Source organism: Halobacteriovorax sp. RT-2-6 (genome assembly GCF_047085025.1).
In the GTDB taxonomy this organism is placed as follows: Bacteria; Bdellovibrionota; Bacteriovoracia; order Bacteriovoracales; family Bacteriovoracaceae; genus Halobacteriovorax_A.
Window position 1 is genome coordinate 1,431,954 of the sequence record NZ_JBKIYH010000001.1, and the last position, 19,763, is coordinate 1,451,716.

20 protein-coding genes are annotated in these 19,763 nt (G+C 36.1%); 4 read left to right on the top strand and 16 right to left on the bottom strand.

Translation table 11 applies throughout. From position 1 onward, the window contains the following. Positions 1–4: 4 nt before the first annotated feature. Entirely contained in the window at positions 5–649 is a 645-nt protein-coding gene (locus ACMAYS_RS06750) for a hypothetical protein (RefSeq protein ID WP_412462979.1), read from the bottom strand. Positions 650–812: 163 nt separating this feature from the next. Here ACMAYS_RS06750 and ACMAYS_RS06755 point away from each other — a divergent pair, with 163 nt between their 5' ends. Continuing rightward, positions 813–1,559, top strand: coding sequence for a hypothetical protein (locus tag ACMAYS_RS06755; RefSeq protein ID WP_103218969.1), 747 nt, complete (start codon positions 813–815; stop codon positions 1,557–1,559). Between the two features lie 29 nt (positions 1,560–1,588). Here the strand turns inward: ACMAYS_RS06755 and ACMAYS_RS06760 are convergent, their stop codons facing one another. The 4 genes from ACMAYS_RS06760 to ACMAYS_RS06775 form a co-directional block, all read right to left on the bottom strand. Next, positions 1,589–3,511 (bottom strand): serine/threonine protein kinase, encoded by a 1,923-nt coding sequence (locus ACMAYS_RS06760; protein WP_103218968.1) that lies wholly within the window; start codon positions 3,509–3,511, stop codon positions 1,589–1,591. A gap of 61 nt (positions 3,512–3,572) precedes the next feature. Continuing rightward, the gene (locus ACMAYS_RS06765; protein WP_103218967.1) at positions 3,573–4,094 is read right to left on the bottom strand and encodes a hypothetical protein; all 522 of its coding nucleotides are present in this window, start codon (positions 4,092–4,094) and stop codon (positions 3,573–3,575) included. Continuing rightward, positions 4,084–4,812: an alpha/beta hydrolase gene (locus ACMAYS_RS06770; protein ID WP_103218966.1), complete on the bottom strand. Its 729-nt coding sequence runs from the start codon at positions 4,810–4,812 to the stop codon at positions 4,084–4,086. The genes ACMAYS_RS06765 and ACMAYS_RS06770 overlap by 11 nt, the downstream gene beginning before the upstream one ends. Before the next feature lie 6 nt (positions 4,813–4,818). Beyond that, positions 4,819–5,610 carry a GYF domain-containing protein gene (locus tag ACMAYS_RS06775; RefSeq protein ID WP_158246935.1) on the bottom strand — a complete coding sequence of 264 codons (792 nt, stop codon included), beginning with the start codon at positions 5,608–5,610 and terminating at the stop codon, positions 4,819–4,821. A 164-nt stretch (positions 5,611–5,774) separates the two neighbouring features. On the opposite strand from ACMAYS_RS06775, the gene ACMAYS_RS06780 reads away from it, so the two are divergent. After that, a complete protein-coding gene (locus ACMAYS_RS06780; RefSeq protein WP_412462980.1) occupies positions 5,775–7,370 on the top strand; it encodes a hypothetical protein in 1,596 nt (531 codons plus the stop codon). On the opposite strand, the gene ACMAYS_RS06785 is transcribed toward ACMAYS_RS06780, so the two are convergent. Both ACMAYS_RS06785 and ACMAYS_RS06790 read right to left on the bottom strand, forming a co-directional pair. Further along, positions 7,367–8,431: a Crp/Fnr family transcriptional regulator gene (locus tag ACMAYS_RS06785; RefSeq protein WP_103218963.1), complete on the bottom strand. Its 1,065-nt coding sequence runs from the start codon at positions 8,429–8,431 to the stop codon at positions 7,367–7,369. The genes ACMAYS_RS06780 and ACMAYS_RS06785 overlap by 4 nt on opposite strands. 43 nt (positions 8,432–8,474) lie before the next feature. Continuing rightward, complete coding sequence (locus ACMAYS_RS06790) at positions 8,475–9,641, bottom strand: thiolase family protein (protein WP_103218962.1); 1,167 nt, start codon at positions 9,639–9,641, stop codon at positions 8,475–8,477. Positions 9,642–9,762: 121 nt separating this feature from the next. Here ACMAYS_RS06790 and ACMAYS_RS06795 point away from each other — a divergent pair, with 121 nt between their 5' ends. After that, positions 9,763–10,197: a hypothetical protein gene (locus tag ACMAYS_RS06795; protein WP_103218961.1), complete on the top strand. Its 435-nt coding sequence runs from the start codon at positions 9,763–9,765 to the stop codon at positions 10,195–10,197. Between the two features lie 94 nt (positions 10,198–10,291). Continuing rightward, entirely contained in the window at positions 10,292–10,633 is a 342-nt protein-coding gene (locus ACMAYS_RS06800; RefSeq protein ID WP_103218960.1) for a hypothetical protein, read from the top strand. 38 nt (positions 10,634–10,671) lie between these two features. Here ACMAYS_RS06800 and aspA read toward each other — a convergent pair whose 3' ends face one another. The 9 genes from aspA to ACMAYS_RS06845 all read right to left on the bottom strand — a co-directional run bounded on the left by aspA (position 10,672) and on the right by ACMAYS_RS06845 (position 19,760). Beyond that, on the bottom strand, positions 10,672–12,090 hold the full coding sequence (gene aspA / locus ACMAYS_RS06805) for an aspartate ammonia-lyase (RefSeq protein WP_103218959.1): 1,419 nt from the start codon (positions 12,088–12,090) through the stop codon (positions 10,672–10,674). Between the two features lie 92 nt (positions 12,091–12,182). After that, a complete protein-coding gene (locus ACMAYS_RS06810) occupies positions 12,183–13,463 on the bottom strand; it encodes a flagellar hook protein FlgE (RefSeq protein WP_103218958.1) in 1,281 nt (426 codons plus the stop codon). 143 nt (positions 13,464–13,606) lie between these two features. Next, complete coding sequence (locus tag ACMAYS_RS06815; protein WP_103218957.1) at positions 13,607–14,071, bottom strand: TIGR02530 family flagellar biosynthesis protein; 465 nt, start codon at positions 14,069–14,071, stop codon at positions 13,607–13,609. Positions 14,072–14,081: 10 nt separating this feature from the next. Then, positions 14,082–14,948 carry a flagellar hook assembly protein FlgD gene (locus tag ACMAYS_RS06820; protein WP_412462981.1) on the bottom strand — a complete coding sequence of 289 codons (867 nt, stop codon included), beginning with the start codon at positions 14,946–14,948 and terminating at the stop codon, positions 14,082–14,084. Next, on the bottom strand, positions 14,948–16,510 hold the full coding sequence (locus ACMAYS_RS06825) for a hypothetical protein (protein ID WP_412462982.1): 1,563 nt from the start codon (positions 16,508–16,510) through the stop codon (positions 14,948–14,950). The genes ACMAYS_RS06820 and ACMAYS_RS06825 overlap by 1 nt, the downstream gene beginning before the upstream one ends. Positions 16,511–16,589: 79 nt before the next feature. Then, the gene (locus ACMAYS_RS06830; protein ID WP_103218954.1) at positions 16,590–17,123 is read right to left on the bottom strand and encodes a hypothetical protein; all 534 of its coding nucleotides are present in this window, start codon (positions 17,121–17,123) and stop codon (positions 16,590–16,592) included. Beyond that, the gene (locus ACMAYS_RS06835) at positions 17,124–17,582 is read right to left on the bottom strand and encodes a flagellar FliJ family protein (RefSeq protein ID WP_392990807.1); all 459 of its coding nucleotides are present in this window, start codon (positions 17,580–17,582) and stop codon (positions 17,124–17,126) included. A 5-nt stretch (positions 17,583–17,587) separates the two neighbouring features. Next, positions 17,588–18,958 carry a FliI/YscN family ATPase gene (locus ACMAYS_RS06840; RefSeq protein WP_392990805.1) on the bottom strand — a complete coding sequence of 457 codons (1,371 nt, stop codon included), beginning with the start codon at positions 18,956–18,958 and terminating at the stop codon, positions 17,588–17,590. Beyond that, the gene (locus tag ACMAYS_RS06845) at positions 18,945–19,760 is read right to left on the bottom strand and encodes a FliH/SctL family protein (RefSeq protein WP_103218951.1); all 816 of its coding nucleotides are present in this window, start codon (positions 19,758–19,760) and stop codon (positions 18,945–18,947) included. The genes ACMAYS_RS06840 and ACMAYS_RS06845 overlap by 14 nt, the downstream gene beginning before the upstream one ends. Between the last annotated feature and the right edge of the window lie 3 nt (positions 19,761–19,763).

Genomic DNA, 19,763 nt, shown 5'->3' on the forward strand with positions numbered 1-19,763 from the left:
CAATTTATTTTTTATATGTTTGAGACCACTTACTCCCATTAACATGGGAGTAAGCCTTATAGACTGAACCACTAGAGATAACGACATCTAGTTGTCCATCATTATTAACATCCATAAAGTTAACTAAATGTGCCCTCTTATAAAGGCCATAATTATCTTTGTTCTCTTGCCAAATTTGTCCGAAGTTATGAATTTTAATATTATCTAATTTTCCATTCTCAACTACGATACCCCATAAATTGGAAGAACCATATGTATTGATATAGTTAGTATTACCATTAAATTGGTAGAAGAGTGTTGCTGTTTTATTTTCTGAAATCTTTCTTCTTTTAATTCGATAGATGTGAGAATTAAATCCTGAAATTGGAAATCGATAACTAAAAATTAATCTTTTTTGAACATCATAAATCTGTAAAGTCGGGATACCATCAACAATTGAGGTTCCAATATACTCTCTTACAATGTCGCCATTTATATCAATTTGGTAAAGTGCGGAATTTTTCTTGTAATGAGTTTTAGCTCTCTTCTTCTCTTCCTTTTTGCTACCTTGTGTATAAAAATCATCGAGAAGCCAGGCATCCTGAGCAATACTATTTGTTGAAAATAATAAGATCGGACATAGGCCAATCATCAATTTTAATGACAACATATGTTAATTATATCATCGAGTTCAAATTCCAACATCCCCATGCTCTTTTATTCCCCTATTTCGTCAAAAACAGCGACAAACAATATCCTCGAGGGCCTAGAAGATTGACGTATGCTCGACTAATTCGATAATATTTTGCAATAGGACACACAGAGGGGACATAATGCAACGCCAGATTGGTTTTATTAAAAATCAGAATCAAATTATTATCAGAGATTTAAATAGCAACACAAAAAGCAAGATTGCTGACGTGTCAGAAGTATCTGAAGAGAAATTTGACTGCATCTTTTATTCTCCTGAATTATTAGAAGAAGAGGTTGTCCATAACTTTCTAAAGAAAGAATCAAAGTACACACCACTACATGAAGGAAATAATTTTTTTGAAAGCTCTGAACAATTTGAAGCAGAATCAAACGATAAACTAAAACAAGTATTTGATAAGATTTCAAGTAACTGGATTTTGCAAAATAATATTGTTCTACTAGAAGAGCTATTCGAAGTAGTGGATCACCTAAAAGCTCTTTGGCCAAATGATAGAACTGCCTTTTTCGAAGAACTGTGGCATATTTTCAAAATCAACCTAGGTGCTAATAATCTAAAGCTTATCTATAATGATATCGAAGACGTTTCAAAAAATAGCGATAAAAAGGCACTCGTTCACATAACGATTGATGGGGACAAAAAACCAAACCCAGTTAAGGGAAAAGAGTTTGAAGCAAAATTAATGAAACACTTTGAAGAAGAATTCGTAAATGCTTTTCAAATTGTAGAATACAGTGAAGAAAAGGGTGAATTAACTATTTGTGGAAATATTCTAAAGAGTCCATTTATTATTATGGCCAATATTGGTCAAATAACAAAGCTTCAAGAGTCAGTTCTTGCAACACTAATTAAAGCATTATCAAGATAAAAAAAGGCCCGCTAAGCGGGCTTTTTTTTTTATAATAATTTACAAAGATCGACGACCTTGGAATTTTGAATTTCGAAACTTACCTTATGTGGTACAGAGCTCTTTGCATCCTTAATAATGACTTCATATTCCTTTGGAACACTATCACCTTGTGGACTTATTCCAGTTGCAAATGGAATCCCTGGAACAAAGCGGATAGGTAATCTCTCTTCTCTTTGCTCTCCAAAAAGTTCAAAACTGATCGTTCCCTTTAAACAAGCAGAACTTGTTTGTAGATATCCAAAGTATGCTTTTGGCATCGATTCAACTTGAATATTACGAGACTCTCCATCCTGAATTGAAATATCTTGGACAATGAAGTGCTCACGCCCTGTCTTCTCTACACGAACAGTTAATAGTTCATTTGCATTTACTTTTATACGATTTAAAACATCAACACTTTGTTCAGATCCATTGATATAAAGTTTATCTTTATTTCGACTGAAGTTCTTAAGCGTTATCGTTCCACGCTGGTTACTTGTAGGCTCACGCTTTGTTTTAGCCTTTGGCTCTACTGTCGTTGCAACCTCAGTTGGAGTTGTTGATGAATTTTTCAAGAAAGGAATATGATCCTTAGCAAAGTAAACTCCAGCAGCAATTGCTGCCACAGAGGCAACATGAATGAAGTAGTTCTTTTTCTTTGCTTCAACTTTCTTCTTTTTCTTAATTCGCTTGATCTTAGTACTAGCACTAGTCTTATTAGAGCGAATATCAATCTTATTAATTTTTGTTTTTGATGACTTTGAGGCCATATCAAGTTTAGGTAATGAACCTTCTACTTGAATATCTGTTTGTTCATCAATATCAAGTTCAAAAAGTGCCTCTTTTTCTTTTCTCTTCTTAGCTACAGATGGTTGAGTTGCATCAACACTATCATCACTACTGTAAGGCTTACCTTCTGTTTCATTTTTATAATCTTTAATATATGGGCCAAGCTCAATCTGACCAAATTCATACATTCTTTCACGGTCAACTTTAATCTCATCTTTGAATAACTCTTTAGCAAAGTATGAAAGATCTGAAGAGTTGAAGTCTGGATAAGTTGAGTATAAGAACTTATTTAAAGCTCGAGCAAACTCTTCAAGAGATTGGTAACGCTTGTTACGATCTTTATGAAGAGCCTTTAAAATAATCTTATCAAGTTCTTTTGGAACCATTGGGTTAATTGATGAAGGTACAGGAATTTTACATTCTTGAATCTTCTTTAATACCGCTAGATCATTTGAAGCTTTGAAAAGCTTTCTAGAACATAGCATTTCCCATAATGTAATTGCTGTAGCAAATAGATCGTAACGTGGATCAAGATCTAAACCATCTAAGTATTCAGGAGCAAGGTATGATAACTTACCTTTAATAGTTCCCGCCTGAGTCGCTTCAGAGTTAGTTTCAGACTTTGCAATACCAAAGTCGATTACCTTTACTGAGCCATCAAAAGTTAACATGATATTATGAGGTGAAATATCACGGTGAATAATATTTGCAGGTTTCCCTGTTAGTTTATCAGTGAATGTGTGAGCGTAGTGAAGGCCTTGGGCTGCTTGAATCGTAATAAAAGCTGAGATTTCAACAGGAAAGACATAGTTATGTTCTTTAAGTTTATCGATATATTGCTTTAAGTTTCTACCATCACAATATTCCATCGCAACAAAAAGCTGACCATTATGAAAACCATAGTCATAGGTCTGAACGATATTTGGATGTAATAATCCAAATGTCGTCTTAATCTCATCCATGAACATAGTTTGAAATGCTTCGTCAGATGAAAATTGTGGCTGAACCATTTTGATTGCTACAATTTTATCGGCTTGCTCCCCCAGAAAGCGAGCTCGACAAATTTTGGCCATACCACCATCAACTAGGTGATCTAGAATAAGGTATCGACCAAATCTATCAAATTTCTTTTCTTCACTCATTACTAAAGCTCCTCGAATTTTTATCGGAACTTCAGAGTGCAAACTTTAGATAAGTTTTTGACTAAAAATGCAGAGTTTTCACTCTATAATTTGGAAAATGAATCTTTAAGTCACCGATATCAGATGTAGCACAAAGTGTTTTACTCTTGTATAACGACAAAAAGAATTTATTGAAGTCTGGATGGTTTGCAATGGCAAGATCAAAGTCATTAGTTACGACAGGCTGAAGCTCTTTCGATAAAACTTGATTATAAAACATTGCATGAGAAATTCGGTCAGAGTCTAAACTAAATGTGATAGCAACATAGACATCCTTACACTCTTTAAGGCGTCTTGACTCACCTTCAGAAAACCATTGCCAAAACGGAGAGCTTGGCTCGATTTTAGTTAAGAAAACATCATACATTAAATTAAGCTCTGAATACCAAGAGAGGCGTTGAAACTTCAAAGGATCATTCCAAGGCTTACCACCAGCAGTACCACCCTTGATAATAGATTCTCCGCCTTTGACAAAGTTCTTTGTCATATTTCCGCAAGAAGTTAATAAAACCAGGGCAAAAAGAGCTAAAATTTTAGTTTTCATGTATCCAATTATAAGTTTCTTTGAAAATAATGTCTTGTTTTTTTATGGTCTTTACAGAATTAAACTCAGGGATTTCAACCTCTTCTCTAAATTCACTCATGATTGTCTCAAAGATAATACTGTCTTTATTACTACTAAAGATTAAGTTTCGACATTGCATGAAATAGACGTTCAATTGAACTTTTTTCAAGATTTGGTTAAGAACAACTAGAGTCTTCTTTGTTACAAAGTTATTGGCCGTTAAGTCATTGCTTTGCTTTGATAGCTTAATATGAGAGCGTGACAAGAAATTTGGTTGCCATGGTATTTTAGATATTAATTCATTTTTTAAGTTCTTATTATATTCAGTTCTAATTTTAGGATTTAAGAATATATTACCTTTTACATTATCAAATAGCGTGGAATAAAAAAGAGAGATCAATGCACCTTGATTAACGGCCAGAGTATAAATCTCCTCACCTTGCGCAAGTTTACTATGTTGATATAGTTCATTTAAAAAATTCTTAACGTGATTAATACTTTCAAAGTGTCCACGTGTGCCAGAACTTAGGCCATGGCCAATATAATCAAAACAAACAACATTCACCCCTTCTTCCACAAGCAAGGGAATTAAACTATCGTAAGTATAGTGGCCTCCGCCAATATCATGAAAAAGAATGAGGGTTTTTGCTTCCTCATTACCTGAATGATACTCACGAATATAGATCGAAGTATCCATCTTAAATTAACCGATATAGCTTTTAATCGAGCTTTCAGCTTCGTCTGAGAGATTAACAAATCGGAGAGCAAAACCTTGGTTCTCATTAAGATGTCTTACTACTAGGCCCGAGGCAATAAAGTGGTAATCAGTATTTTCAGGGTGAACATTTAATGTGACCTCATCACCTACATTAAATGGAAAATTCGAAACGAGAACTTGCATTCCACCGATTGAGATATCGCGACAAACTCCTTCAAATACCTGTTGAGAATCATGAAAGAACATACGAGCAACAAATGGCTTTCTTTGATTTAATCTTCTTTCATCATCTGTAATTAATGGAGGAACAGTCCCCATTACCTTCTTAGCAATTGGTGTTTCTGCTAAGAAAACCCATTCGTTTTCACCAGGAATATAAGCAAGAGTTTTTTCATTAATACGATTTTGCTGATAAGCCTTTTGTAAATCAATTACACTAAACGGCCCATACTCAACTTCTTCCATTCCTCGATCAAGACCAATTTTAATCGTAATTATTTTTTCATCATCTTTGATATCATCCCATGAATAAAGGACGACGTGCTGATCATCAATGACAGGAGGCATATCGAGCTCTGGAGGAAGTTCATCCATTACACGCTTATTTAATAAGTGTCCTAGCTCAGTTGCTTCTGAAATAAGTTTCCAATTATCAAATCCTTTAGTCCAAACATAGCTATCAGGTGTCAGCTTTCCTTTTCCAAATAGGACTTCAACCTCTTCCAATTCAACAGGTCCTACTCTTTCACCTTTTTCAACGTAATACCATTGTGCCATATTCTTCTCCATTTGATTTGCACTTCCTATTTTAACCTGTTGATATCATTAACAAAATTAATGAAAAATATTGCCCCTAAGAAGCATCAAATGGGAATAATACTTTAGTAAAAAAGGCTGAATTATATTTAAGTTTTAGTTTTTCTTAACCGAAGAGTTAATTGATGAAAAAGATCTTACTTGTTTTGACATTATTATTCATGGCCTCTTGTGCGAAAGAAGAATTTGCAACACGCAAGAATTCTAACTCATTTGGGACAGACCCTACTCAGACAGTAAACAGTGAAATGTGTTCTAAGTTTACTTATATTAGGCCACCTGTTGACCTACTCTTTGTTTGGGATAACTCAAGAAGTACCAGCTTTATTAGTAGCCAGACTAAAACGGCGCTAAATAATGTTGTAAACAATATTGCGGATCGATTCGATTACCAGGTTCTGATAGCGCCTCTTATTGGTTCGGGAAATAGTGGAACATATTTCTTTTCTCGTGCGGGAATCAGCCCTTCAGGGGTGACGACAATTTCTCGCGCTACTGCTTCAAGTGTCATCTCAAATTTCAGCTCTAGTTCAGGAACAAAAGAAAGTGGTCTTTCACGTATTAACGAATTAGTAAAACTTAATCAATTAAATGGTGCTCTTAGAAAGAATTCCCATACAATTATTGTCATTATGTCTAATGAAGATGATAACTCTTGGAACACAACTGGTTACAGCTTACCAAATAATAGCCGCCTAGCCGAAAAATATCGTAAGGCCATGGCCCATGACCTTCTTTGTATGCGTGGTAATTATAATGGCGCACTCTACTCTGATTCAACTTATGAGGAGATAGACAAGCAAATGCTAGGAACAACTCGCAATACAGCGGCAACTTTTAATGAATCATGTAGTAATGTAGGAAGCTATAAGCTTAACTCATCAATGCTAAGACTGATTTCACTTGCCCCAAATAAAGATCCAAGACAAGATGAATGTTATCAAATTACTGACGGTCAGAAAAATTATAATTATCATGGTGCTAGTGACCTGATCTATAACCAGCCTTATGAAAATCTAAGTGGAAGTAATCCATATCCTTTCCCACGCGCTATGTATACAGGATACAATGATAAGGTTTATCTATGCGAGCAAAGAAACTTCAGTAATATTTTTAGTCATGTTTATAGCTCAATTAATGACTCAATAGAAAAACACAAATACAACTACTGGAAAGTAGCAGAACCAGGTGCTCTTATCGATACTAGTTCTCTAATTATCACAAAGTATGTAAGAGGAAGCTCTCAAGCTGGAACACCAATTCTCGAAGGAATGAGCAATGGCTATACTTATATTGGTGAGAGAGGAAACTTTGCAACAAGATACTCTCCTTCAGTTGGAGAAGAACACTCTGGCCACATCATTCGCTTAAATGGAAATGCAATTGTGGAATATCCAGAATGTTTAGTTGTAAGCTATCAAACACCACAAAACTTTTATGGTTACGTAAAACTTAATAGTAAGCCTGTTGAAAGTTCGATTACTCTTAAGATTAATGGGCAGACTATTAATAAGAGTTCGACAAATGGATGGCAATTAATGAAATCAGGATCTAATCCTGCTTATTATTCAAACTTCAATATTAAGGTGACAAGTCCAACAGATGACACTCCAGCGACACCTGTTATGAACGAAACTGGTTACTTCTTAAAACTTTATGGAAATGCTATTTATAGTGATGGTGCCAACGTTGAAGTAAACTTCTATCCAACTGGAAACTAATAACTATTACCGGCCTTTTCTTCATTTAAACGTTGCCAAGCAACTTGAAAGATTAGGCCCGGTAAAATTTTAATCAATTTATCCATATCAACAACATTAGTCATATTACCTTTGTCATCCACGAAAATATCTTCCACAATTCCCGCTAATATTGCAGGACGAATATCTTCAGCGTTAACAATCGCTTCACCTTCCTTAAGCTCAGCAATAACTGCAGATAAATCGGCGGAAGACTTTCCTTTAGTAATACCTTTTGCAAGAAGTTGATTCTTCATACGAGAAAGAATTAGATTGCACTTCTTCGTTGTTTTTATTTTCTTATCATCTGTTTTTATTTTTTCAGCATTAACAAAAGCTACAATACTTCGAAGATTTTCAAGATTAGGTATTTTGACAAGCTTTGGTTGCCCATCCTTGTCATCTTCCATAACAATTAAACCTTCTCTTTTTAAAAGTTCTATCATCTCTTCAAATTTAATTTCAGAAACACCAAAGATATCGAATAGGTAATAACGAATTGAACTTATATGAATTCGATGAGCACCATCCTCACCTTTTTGTGCGTGTACTTTTGATGATAGATAAATCCCTGCAAGAATTCTTAGTACATCTGTTGTGTGAAAGAAGACATACTCGCCAACTTTACCATCTTTACCGAAACCAACAGAATTAGTCTCAAGTGCTTTTACACGATCATTCGTCTTTCTCAAACGTTCAGCAAGAGTATTAACGATTGTTTTAAACCATGGATTAAGACCCTGCATTGTTTTATCGAATGCAGAAAATGTAACGCGAACAACATCTGTAGGAACAATGGCAGCAGCAGAACAACTTCTTCTTGATCCCTTATCATCAAAATAGGCCATCTCACCAATAACTTCACCAGCACGAAGGATTGCAATTTCAACAAAGCCCTGTCCTTTTGGAATATAGAGTCTTATCTGTCCTTTTTGAATAATATAAAGAGAATCCGCTGGATCGTTTTGGTTGAAAAGAACTTCACCTGCTTTGAATCGAACGATACCAGATTTGTGTTGTTTTTGTGTTTGAGCTTGGGCCATCCATAGTCCTACTAAAAAGCAGGACTACGAAAGTCCTGCAAATTTATTTAATTTTTTCTAATATCAATGATAACGCCTCACCGCCACCGATGCAAATAGAGGCCAAACCGTACTTTGCATTTTGGTTTTTCATAGCAGTCATAAGTGTTACCACAATACGAGTACCAGAAGTTCCAATTGGGTGACCAAGTGATACACCAGAACCATAGATATTAAGTTTTGCGTGATCAATTCCCATTTCTGCCATCGCTGCCATTGGAACAGCTGCGAAAGCTTCATTGATTTCAAAAACATCAATATCTGAAAGTTTTAGTCCAGTTTTCTCAAGGTTCTTCTTCATTGCTTCAATTGGAGCAGTTGTAAACCAAGTTGGCGCTTGAGCGTGAGATGCCCAACCAACGATTTTAAATTCTGCTTGGTCTTTATATTCTTCACCTGCAAGAACAACAGCAGCAGCACCATCATTAATAGTTGATGCGTTAGCAGCAGTAATTGTTCCATCTTTTTTGAAAGCTGGTCTTAGACCAGGAATCTTATCAAACTTAGCCTTGAATGGTCCTTCGTCTTCAGAAACAACAACGTCACCTTTGCGACCTTTGATTGTTACTGGAGCGATTTCATCTTTAAAAATCCCAGCTTCGATTGCAGCTTGAGCTCTTTTAAAAGACTCAATTGAATAAGCATCTTGTGCTTCTCTTGTTAGGTTATATTTTTCAGTACACTCTTCTGCACAATTTCCCATTGCTTGGTCAGAATAAACATCCCAAAGTCCATCCCATTGCATAGCATCTTTAACTTCTGCTGCACCAAATTTTGCAACACCAGTTCTAGAGTTCATAAGCAAGTGAGGAGCTTGTGACATATTTTCCATACCACCAGCAACAACAACTTGATTGTCACCTGTCATAATTGACTGAGCACCAGAGATAATTGTCTTCATCCCCGATCCACAAACTTTATTAATTGTTGTACATGGAGTCGCTTCGCTTAGACCTGCAAAGATTGCGGCCTGACGAGCTGGAGCTTGTCCAACACCTGCCTGAACAACGTTCCCCATAAATACTTCATCAACCTTATCTTTTGCGATTCCCGCTTTTTCAACTGCAGCTTCAATTGCCGTTGCACCTAAGCGAGTTGCTCCAACTTCTGCAAGTGAGCTTAAGAAACTTCCACTTGGTGTTCTAGCACCAGAAAGAATATAAACACTCATTATTTACTCCTTTTTATTTAGTCTTATTTAAAGTCCAGATATATTGACACACAAACAGTGGCTTGTTAATTATCTTCTACTTCTATATAGATTTTCGTAGCGTTAAAAAAGGATATTGCGAATGCTTTCAAGAACAAACGGGCCATTTTTAATTGATCTTCCAAATGAGTGGGCAGATTCTGTACTTGAACTTCTTCAAGATACGTATCGCAACGAGTTATTTGATGCTAATAAAGTTTTTGAAGTCTATGGAAGATTGCACAAAGGTGAAGTTCTAGTAATTGCTTCTCTTGTGGACACATCAAACCAAGCAGCTGCTGCTACAACATACTTTGCCTCAATGGATCTAGAAGAAAACGGTGACCACACTAAGCTTCTAGAAGGATTAGTGGATTCAATCGGTGCCTTCTTTGATCAATTCTTTGCAGACGAAAACTGGGATGATTACCAGGATATGTGGAAAGAAGAAACTTTCAAAGGTACACAACTATACTGCAAAGTGACAAGAGAGAATGTTGGCCTAACAATCCAGGCCGATAGACTACTAAACCAGTAACACGTCGCACCTATAGCTTTACCCTCGTTAACTTGCCAGAGCCTCTAATCTCTAATAGCATTTTTATATAAATATTCATTAGAGAGGGATTTTTATGAAAAAGCTATTATGTTTAGCGCTGCTACTTTTTTTAACTCAAAAGATTTGGGCACAAGAAGAAAGACACCGCACAGTGGAAGGCCAAATTAATTGGGGACCTTTTGTTAATTGTGAAATTTATAATAATTCACATAGGTTTATGACTGTTCTTGATTATCAATACACGATTACATACACGAATGGATTTCAAAGAACTTTTAACTACCGTTGCCAACATGGTTGCAACGTTAGAAGCTTTGACTTCACAAGGTTCTCAGGGCCAACAAATCATCCAAATATCATGGCCGCAACTTGCCGAGCTCATGTATTTAAAGAAAGAAGAAATCGTCGTAATTAATATAGCGAAAAAGAAAGCCTCCGAAATGGAGGCTTTTTTTATTTGAATAATTTTGCTCTGTACTTAGGCTTAATTAAATTTTCAACTGAAAGAATCTCATCTAATTCTTCTTCAGAAAGTAACTTCTTCTCAAGAACTAATTCTCGAATTGATTTCCCCGTCTTTACGGCCTCTTTTCCAATAACGTCACCCATGTGGTGGCCAATAAATGGATTTAAATATGTAATGATTCCAACTGAGTTTAAAACCATATTTGTCGTATGCTCTTCATTAGCTGTAATACCTTCAACGCACTTCTCTTTTAAAGTTGTTGCCGCATGACTAAGAAGATCAACTGATTCAAATAGAGATTGAGCAATAACTGGCTCCATTACATTAAGTTGCAGTTGTCCTGCTTCAGCGGCCATTGTAATAGTCATATCATTTCCAATAACTTTGAAACAAACCTGATTTACAACTTCTGGAATAACTGGGTTTACCTTTGCTGGCATAATAGATGATCCGGCCTGGAGCTCAGGAAGATTGATTTCATTAAACCCACAACGTGGACCTGAAGAAAGAAGTCTTAGATCATTACAAATCTTTGAAAGTTTAACCGCTGTTCTTTTTAAAGACCCAGAGATCATAACATAAGCTCCACAATCTGATGTTGCCTCAATTAAGTTTTCCGATTTTACAAAACTTTCTTCTGTAAATTTTGAAAGAAAACCGATGGCAAGATCAGAATAACGATCGTGAGCATTTAGTCCTGTTCCAATTGCTGTCGCACCTAAGTTAACTTCTAAAACAAGGTCACGACAACGGGAAAGAGAGCGCACTTCTTCACGAAGATTAACTGCCCATGAGTGAAACTCATCTCCTAATGACATAGGAACAGCATCCTGTAATTGTGTTCTCCCCATTTTTAAAACTTTTTCAAACTCAACGCCCTTCTTTTCAAAACTATCTGATAGCTCTTGAATTCGCTCAATTACTTTAGTCATATAAAAGAAAACTGCGACACGAAAACCAGTTGGATAAGCATCGTTTGTTGATTGAGATTTATTTACGTGATCGTTTGGATTTAAGACACTATAATCGCCACGTTTATGTCCATTCATTTCAAGAGCAACATTAGCAATAACCTCGTTAGTATTCATATTTACCGAAGTACCAGCTCCGCCTTGAAAGACATCTGATGGAAAGTATTTTAAGTAATCATCAAGGTTTGCTAGGATTTCATCACAAGCGCTAATAATCATATCGCACTTATCATCTTCCATTGTACCAATTTCTTTATTAGCAGCTGCAGCTGCCTTTTTAGTAAGAACCATCCCCTTAACAAAATTAGGGTAGTCTCCAATTTTTGCATTTGATATTTGAAAATTATTTAGGGCCCTTTGCGTATGGATTCCATAAAGCATTTCATTATCTATTTCTAATTGTCCGAGTAAATCTTCTTCAATTCTTGTCTTCATAAAATTCTCCAATAATAGAAGTATTTAAGCACAAGAACATAAAAAAGGCCCTCAAAAGAGGGCCTTAAAAGCATAGGAGTATGAGTTATTTATTAACCCTTGATTCTGAAGACCTCTTGCATCATTTTATCTGCTGTAGAGATCGTCTTAGCATTAGCTTGGAAGTTTCTTTGAGACGTCATTAGGTTAACGAACTCATTTGCAATATCAACGTTTGAAAGTTCGATCGACTTTGAAAGAACTTGTCCACGTCCTGCTTCACCTGGTTTCCCCATTGCTGGTTGACCAGAGTTTTTAGATTCTTTAAAAAGGTTTTTCCCCATTTTGAAAAGACCTTCGTTATTATCAAATTTTGCAATAGCGATTTGAGCGATATCTCTTGTTTCACCATTGTCATAAACTGCAGTAAGGATACCATCATCGTTGAACGATAGAGATCCAAGAGTAGCAGCTGATGCACCATCTTGAGTGTGTCTAGCAACTGCAGACCCTGAACCATACTGAGTTGAAGCATCAGTACCATCTCCACCTTCAGAGATTGATTCACCCCATGAGAATTCAATTTTTTGACCTTGTTGTGCACCTTTATTGAAGTTGAAAGCATTTGAAGACTCTACTTCTTCTTGAAGCTGACCTTTGTCGTTGAAGATAAGTTGACCTTGTGCCATTTCAACCATAGTTCCAGCTTCACCACCTTGAGCATCAGCACCGTCAACCATTGCACGGTAAGTCCAGTTATTATCAGCAGTCTTATTATAATAAACAGTAATTAATCTAGCTGTACCTACGTTATCGTATACAGTCATTGAAGAAGAAAAGTTTGAAGTTTCTTCTGGATTATTTGGATCAAATTGCTTAACAGAAGCTCTTGAGTCTAAGTTCATAGAAAGCTTAACTTTTTCCGTTGCTTGAGCTGGAATCGTTGTGTTTCCTAACTTAATCTCACCTTCTTTATTTGTAAGTGTTCCATCTTCATTTGATTTGAAACCAATTACTTTATATCCATCACCGTTAACAAGCTCACCGTCTTTGTTAAAGTGCATTGAACCATCTCTAGAGTATCCATTTCCGAATGGAGCTTTTACCTTGAAGAAACCATCACCTTGAATAGCAAGGTCAGTGATCGACTCAGTTCTTGCAACATCACCTTGAGTCATGATTGGCTTAATGTGAGCTAGCTTTGTACCAGCACCGAACTGATCTCCACCTTCGATCCCTTTTAGAGAGACTGCAAGTACATCTTGAAATTCAGCTCTAGAAGCTTTAAAACCATGTGTCCCAGCGTTTGAAATGTTGTCTGAAACAACGTTCATTCCCGCTCCAGAAGCGCTTAAACCAGATACACCAATGTTAAATGACCTTAAAATACTCATTCGTCCCTCCTAGACTAAAACTAAATCTAAACTGCTCTGTTAGATCCAGATCTAAAAACGACTAAATGGAATAAAGATTTTAAAAGATGTGTTTACAACGACAGGCAAACACGAAGCTTCCGTTAGGACCAGCTAATTAAATCTTAAACCAATACAGTCGAATCAATTTTTGTAAATACGTTACTCTCTATACTTCCCTTATCAATGGCCGTTACCACCTTCTTGGCCGGTACATCCACGATATAGGCTGCTTTATCTGTAATTACTAAAGAATCCTTTCCACCCTTACTTTGAAGTTTTTGAAAAGCATCCTTAAGTTTAAAAAACTCGTTACTATCAATATCAATATTTCGCTCTTGCAATCTCTTCGCTGCATGAGTCGAAAGTTGAATTCCGTGTTCTCTTTGAGTTTGCGCTAACTGATCTAACTGATGCGCTTTATTGATCTTCTCATTTGAGATCTGCTCATTTAAAAGATTTTTAAATTCTGATTGAGCAGCTTCGTTTCCACCAACATTACCAAGACGGTTACGAAGATCAACTTTCTTCGAACCAGGAATCTGGCTTACATTTGGAATATGAAAATTTGAAATATCTTTAGTTCCCATTTATTTCCAATTATTGGTTAGCGGAATTGTTAATATTATTATAGTTTTGTGCCGCCTTTTTCTGCAATGCGGCAATATTTTTATCGTTCACTTCTGAACCTGTATTAGAAGCTAGTTTGAAGCTATCAACATCACGTAAGAAAACTTTTTTTCCATTTTCTAATGTGAAAATTGTCTCTCCATTTTCAAAATCAACACCATTAACAACACCAGTCGATTTTGTTTCACCCTTAAATTTATTCATGTCCTTATCAAAGGCCCAAACTTCAAGTGTGTAATCACCTTTTGCAGCTCTTGTATTATCAAGTTGACGGCCATTCCAAGCAAGAGTGTGTTGTCCTCTTCCAAGATTTTCTGCTTCAACCTTTCCAATTAACTGGCGATTTTTATCATAGATATTAACCATAACATTCTTAGCTTCTTTATCTAAGAAAAATGGAACATCTTTTTTATACGATTGGCCATCATAACTAACTGAGGCACCTTTCGTTAAAATTTCTTTTCCTAAGAAACTAGCACCGAAAAACTTGAGCTCTTGAGGGTCATTCTTACCCATTTTATCGAGCTTAGCATTCATATTTGTCATCTGCTCTAATTGAGAGAATTGTGCAAGGTCAGCAGATAGCTGTTTTTGATCCATCGGCTTCATTGGATCTTGATTTGTAAGCTGGTGAGAAAGAAGCTTTAAGAAACCATCTTGGCCCATTTTATTGTGCTCTTTTTCATCAACAAACTTTTGATCAACAATATCATTACCAGCAATACGGTTTAGTTGCTCACCAACCGATTCACCTCGACTATTGCCCTTCGTTTGACGTGGGCCCATACCGATTTGTGAAAATGAATTTCTCTGTTGTGGTTTTCCAATTTCTGGCATTATGCACCTATGCGTTCGCTATACTCTTGCCATCTTCTTTGACGGCCTTCTCTTGCATCTTGAAAACTATCAAATGCAAAAGAATCTTCACTATCTAATTGTCTCGCATATTCAGACTCATTTCCACTCATTTTTGAAGAGGAGATTTTGTCCGCTTGCCTTTCACTATTACGCTTTTCATTCTTAAAGCTTTCAGATTGTGAAGCAGTATCGCTCATTTGACCAGACGTGGCCGTATGGATCTTAAAGTCAGCTACTCTGATTCCTTTCATATCAAGATTTTTAAGTAGCTTAACTTCGTTTTCCTTAAAGAATTCTTTCGCTTCAATTGTTGAAGCTTCAATATTTAATGCAATCATACCATTAGCGTCTTTATTGGCCGTTACATTAAAATGTCCAAGTTCATTATGCTTTACAAGAACTTGTAGAGACTTACTATTTTCAATTCGATTCATTTCGATATAGTTAGTCACTTCTTTAATCATTTGATCAGCATTCGTTACGTTTGAAAGATCAAGAACTTCTGGTGCTTTCGCAAGATTGATTTCAGCTTTAAAATCATTTGCTGTATTCGAATTTCCAAGTGCACCAATTAAATTATTTTGAACCTGTTGTGGTGCTCTTCTATCACCTTTTGCTGTAATATCTGATGAAAAGTCTTCAACCTTAGCTTCATTTTTCACACGAATAATTGAGTTATTCTTCTGTGATGCTTCTTTTGTAAACTTATTCATATGTAAGCTATTTGAAGCTTTCATTTCATTTGCAGGTTGATTATTTAATACTTGGCGATTAGCAATAAAATCTGCACTACTCGTCAACTGATTACTTTGTAAACTAGGTGCTTTCTTACCTTTAAGTAGGTTTGTTGGTGCCATTCTTAAAAGATTCGTGTTTTCACGAGGAGCTTCAACTTCTCTATCTGGTGAAACTTGCGCTGTTTCAATAATTGCTTGTGTGTGCTTACCTAGTAGAGCATTAGTCTTAACACCATTTGAAGCTAGTTTTGGTGCTTGCTTGTTTTCAGTTGAATTTTCTAATTTTGAGTTAACAAGTGTTGTTTTTGCTTTTTGTAATTCAACAATATTCTTTGTTCCAAGAATATTATCAATATCACTGTGCTTACCAACTGGTCTATTCTCTGCTGTACTTGCTGAGCTTAAAGTTGAAATTAAAGATGTCGGTGTTGAGTGTTTGGCCATGGCCTTTGCAATCTTTGGACTATTTGAATCTTTAATTAGCGAGCTAGTATTTGCTTTTCCCTCTTTAAGAAGCTCTCTTACTTCTTGATGAGTGATTTTTTCGTTAACTGGATTTTTAAGATTATGCTTTTGCGATTTTGACACTAATCCCTTGGCCACATTCGTAGTCAGAAGTGATTCTTGTCCTTTGGACTCCCCACCATGAAGAAGTTTACTAAACTCTTCTTTTTGTCCTTTAGAAAGCTTCTTATTGGCATGACTAGAAAGCAGGTTATCGAGAGAAACAGTTTTCGCACTAGTCTGCGACTGCTCCTTCATCCCCTTTGCTTTTAAGTTATGTCCAAGTAAGTTTTTAAGCATTATTCTTTGTCCCTTTTTTAACGCCTTGCAACATCTTTACATAAATTCACAAAAAAAATAACCATGGAAAAGTTTACCCCTACTTCTTCATCGTCATGTATTGCTTTTGTAAACGCGCTGAAACTTCTTTATCCATCATATTAAAGATCTTCGAAACCTTTACAGGATCGAGCTCTCCGAGAATCTTGATTGAGATAGAAGGATCTTGCTGAGAAAGTAGATTTGCCGCTGTCTGAGGCCTCATATTAGAAACAACATCAACCATGTGAATAACACGCTTTTGTTCATCAGAATCTTTCTTATCAAGACATGATAGGAAATTTGTTTGGTAAGTTTTAAATTCCTTAATTCGACCTTCAAGTTCTTTTTGATTAACAACAACTTGTTCTTGTTGATTCTTTAAGGCCTTTTCACGAATTGCCAACTCTTCTTCCTTTTTAAGAAGCTCTTTTGAGAATTCAATCAACTTTGAACGCCCTATTTTTTTCATTTTCTTCTCTAAGGCAACTTCAAGTGCCTTATCAAACTCTTCTTGTGAATATATTTTCTTCTCTTCTGCAATAGCTGAAAGTGAAGATGAAATAATCAAAACTAAAAGTAATAACCTTTTCATTTAAGCTTCCCCGGCCAATTTTTGAGCATGCCTTTTTGCCATCATTAATTCATCAATCGCTTCTTGGCGCTTCTTCTCAATGACCCTATTTTGTTCTGTTTCAAATTCATTTTTTAAATTATCAATTACTTTAACTTCACCTTTTGCAACAGAAAGCTCTTTTACTTTCTCTTGATACTGTCTTTCAACTGCGTGTAATTGATTTTCTAAGACTTTTATTTCGTCTCTTTTTGATTGGATAAACATTGGAAAAAATTGAGCATTCCTTCCCGATGTATATGTATCAAAGAAAGCCTCTTGGGCCTTATAAGTTTCTTCAATATCGAGGTTACATTTTGCAATAGCTTCGTTTAAACGTCCTTTTTCGATATTAATCTGCCCTAACTCAAGTTTAATTTTTTGTTCCTTGAATTCTCTTAGTTTTAATAAGCCTTGTAGTTTAAACTTTTCTCTACGCAATTATATTACTCCTCATATGAGTTATAAGCTTCTTCTGCATACTTTGCGAGTCCAACCATCGAATCATATAGTTCATCAATTGATTGATAATGGTCCTCACCTTGCATTTGTTTTAGTAGATCATTTAGTTGATCAATGATAATCATCGCCTTATCAACCTTAGGGTTTGAACCTTTTGAATAAGCTCCAACGTTAATTAGATCTTCGTTATCTCGATAAGCTGACATAAGATCTCGCATATGTCCTGCGACTACTCTATGTTCGCTAGAAACAACTTTATTCATTACCCTTGATAATGACTGTAAAACATCAATTGCAGGGAATTGGTTTTTTGATGCAAGAGCACGAGATAAAATAATGTGTCCATCACTGATCCCCCTTACGGCATCAGCAATCGGCTCATCCATATCTCCCCCTTCAACAAGAACAGTATAGATCCCAGTAATGGTACCAGCGTCAGCTTTTGTTCCCGCGCGCTCCATTAATTTTGGAAGCTGTGCAAATACAGTTGGAGTGTAACCCTTTTGACCTGGAGGATCTCCAGCACTTAAAGAAATTTCACGTGAGGCCATAGCAAAACGTGTAATCGAATCCATCATTAAGAGAACATCTTGATTTTGATCTCTAAAATATTCTGCAAATGTTGTAGCAACATAAGCGGCCTTCATACGAATAAGTGCAGAAGTATCAGAAGTTGCAACTACAACGATTGATTTCTTTAAACCTTCTTCACCTAAGTCATGTTCGATAAATTCACGAACCTCACGGCCACGCTCTCCAATTAGAGCGATAATATTAACATCAGCTGATGACTTTTGCGCAACCATACCAAGTGTTACTGACTTACCAACACCAGAACCGGCCATAATAGCTAAACGTTGTCCTTTTCCAGCTGTCATAAAAGCATTAATTGCATTAACACCAGTATCTAGCATTTCACAAATTGGTGGACGCTCTAATGGATTAATAGACTCACCAAAAATAGATCTCACTTCATTAGATCTTTTAATCGGGCCCTTTCCATCGATTGGGTTTCCTTGGAAGTCGATAACACGACCTAGATATTGCTCTCCAACGTTAACCTTTGTAACAAGCTCTTTTAAGTATACTTTTGTTTCTGAGTTAATCCCTGCGATTTCAGAATAAGGCATTGTTAAACATTTTGGGCCATCGATTGAAACAACCTCTCCAAGACAACGATCACCAAATTCAGTAACAAACTCGACGTTTGAACCAATAACGGCACGTGATAGGTTTACTTCATAAAGCATACCCTTTGATGCACAAACCTTCCCTACTTTTTGGTAAGGAGTTGCGTATTCATATGCCTTATGAATTGCTTCAAGGTCTAATGTTGAAAAATTATTGTGATTCATCCGAGTCGTCCTCTGAACTTGCTAAGCCTACTGCTTCAAATAACTTATCTAGACTATCAAGTTGAGTCTTTAAGCTACCATTGACAATACCGTTTTGAGATTCAACGACAATACCAGGTGCCTCGATATCAAAGTCAATTTCGACACGAGTGTTAGTAAGCTCTCCAAGTTTTGCTTGAACAACTTCTAAAACCTCTGGCATTTGTTCGAAATGCTTTTCATTGACTCTAATAAGAAGGTTTTCTTTTGTTTGTGCTTCGACAATAAGCTTTTCAAGAAGACGAATAATATATTCCCCATCATCTTTAAGCTCTTTTAAAACAATCCACTTTGCGATTGTTCTAAGTAGTGTATATGTTTGCATTTTCTGTGCAGAAAGAAGTCCTACTTGAGTACTAAGAACTTCTGAAACCATATCGTTTAAAAGAAGAATCTTCTCTTCCGCTGCTCCAGCAAGTTCAACCTTAACTTCTTCACGTCCTTGCTCTCGTCCAAGCTCTAACCCTTCACGATAAGCGTCCTCTTTAACAGCTTCAACTTGACGGGCCACTTCTTCTTGTACGGCCCTAGCAAAATCATCTTCTTCCTGTGCTCGCACACCTCTATGCTCGTGAACAATTGGATTTAAGTCAAAACCAGTATCTTTGGCCATTTGTCTTTCAACGCGAATAATCTTTTGCTTCTCTTCGATTTCACGAATCGACATTCCTTCGAAATCTTGAAACTCAAAATCCTCAACACTAGAGTTCAGAGGTTTTTGAGAGAAAGAGTGAAATTCATATTCTTTTACTTCACGAGTCATACT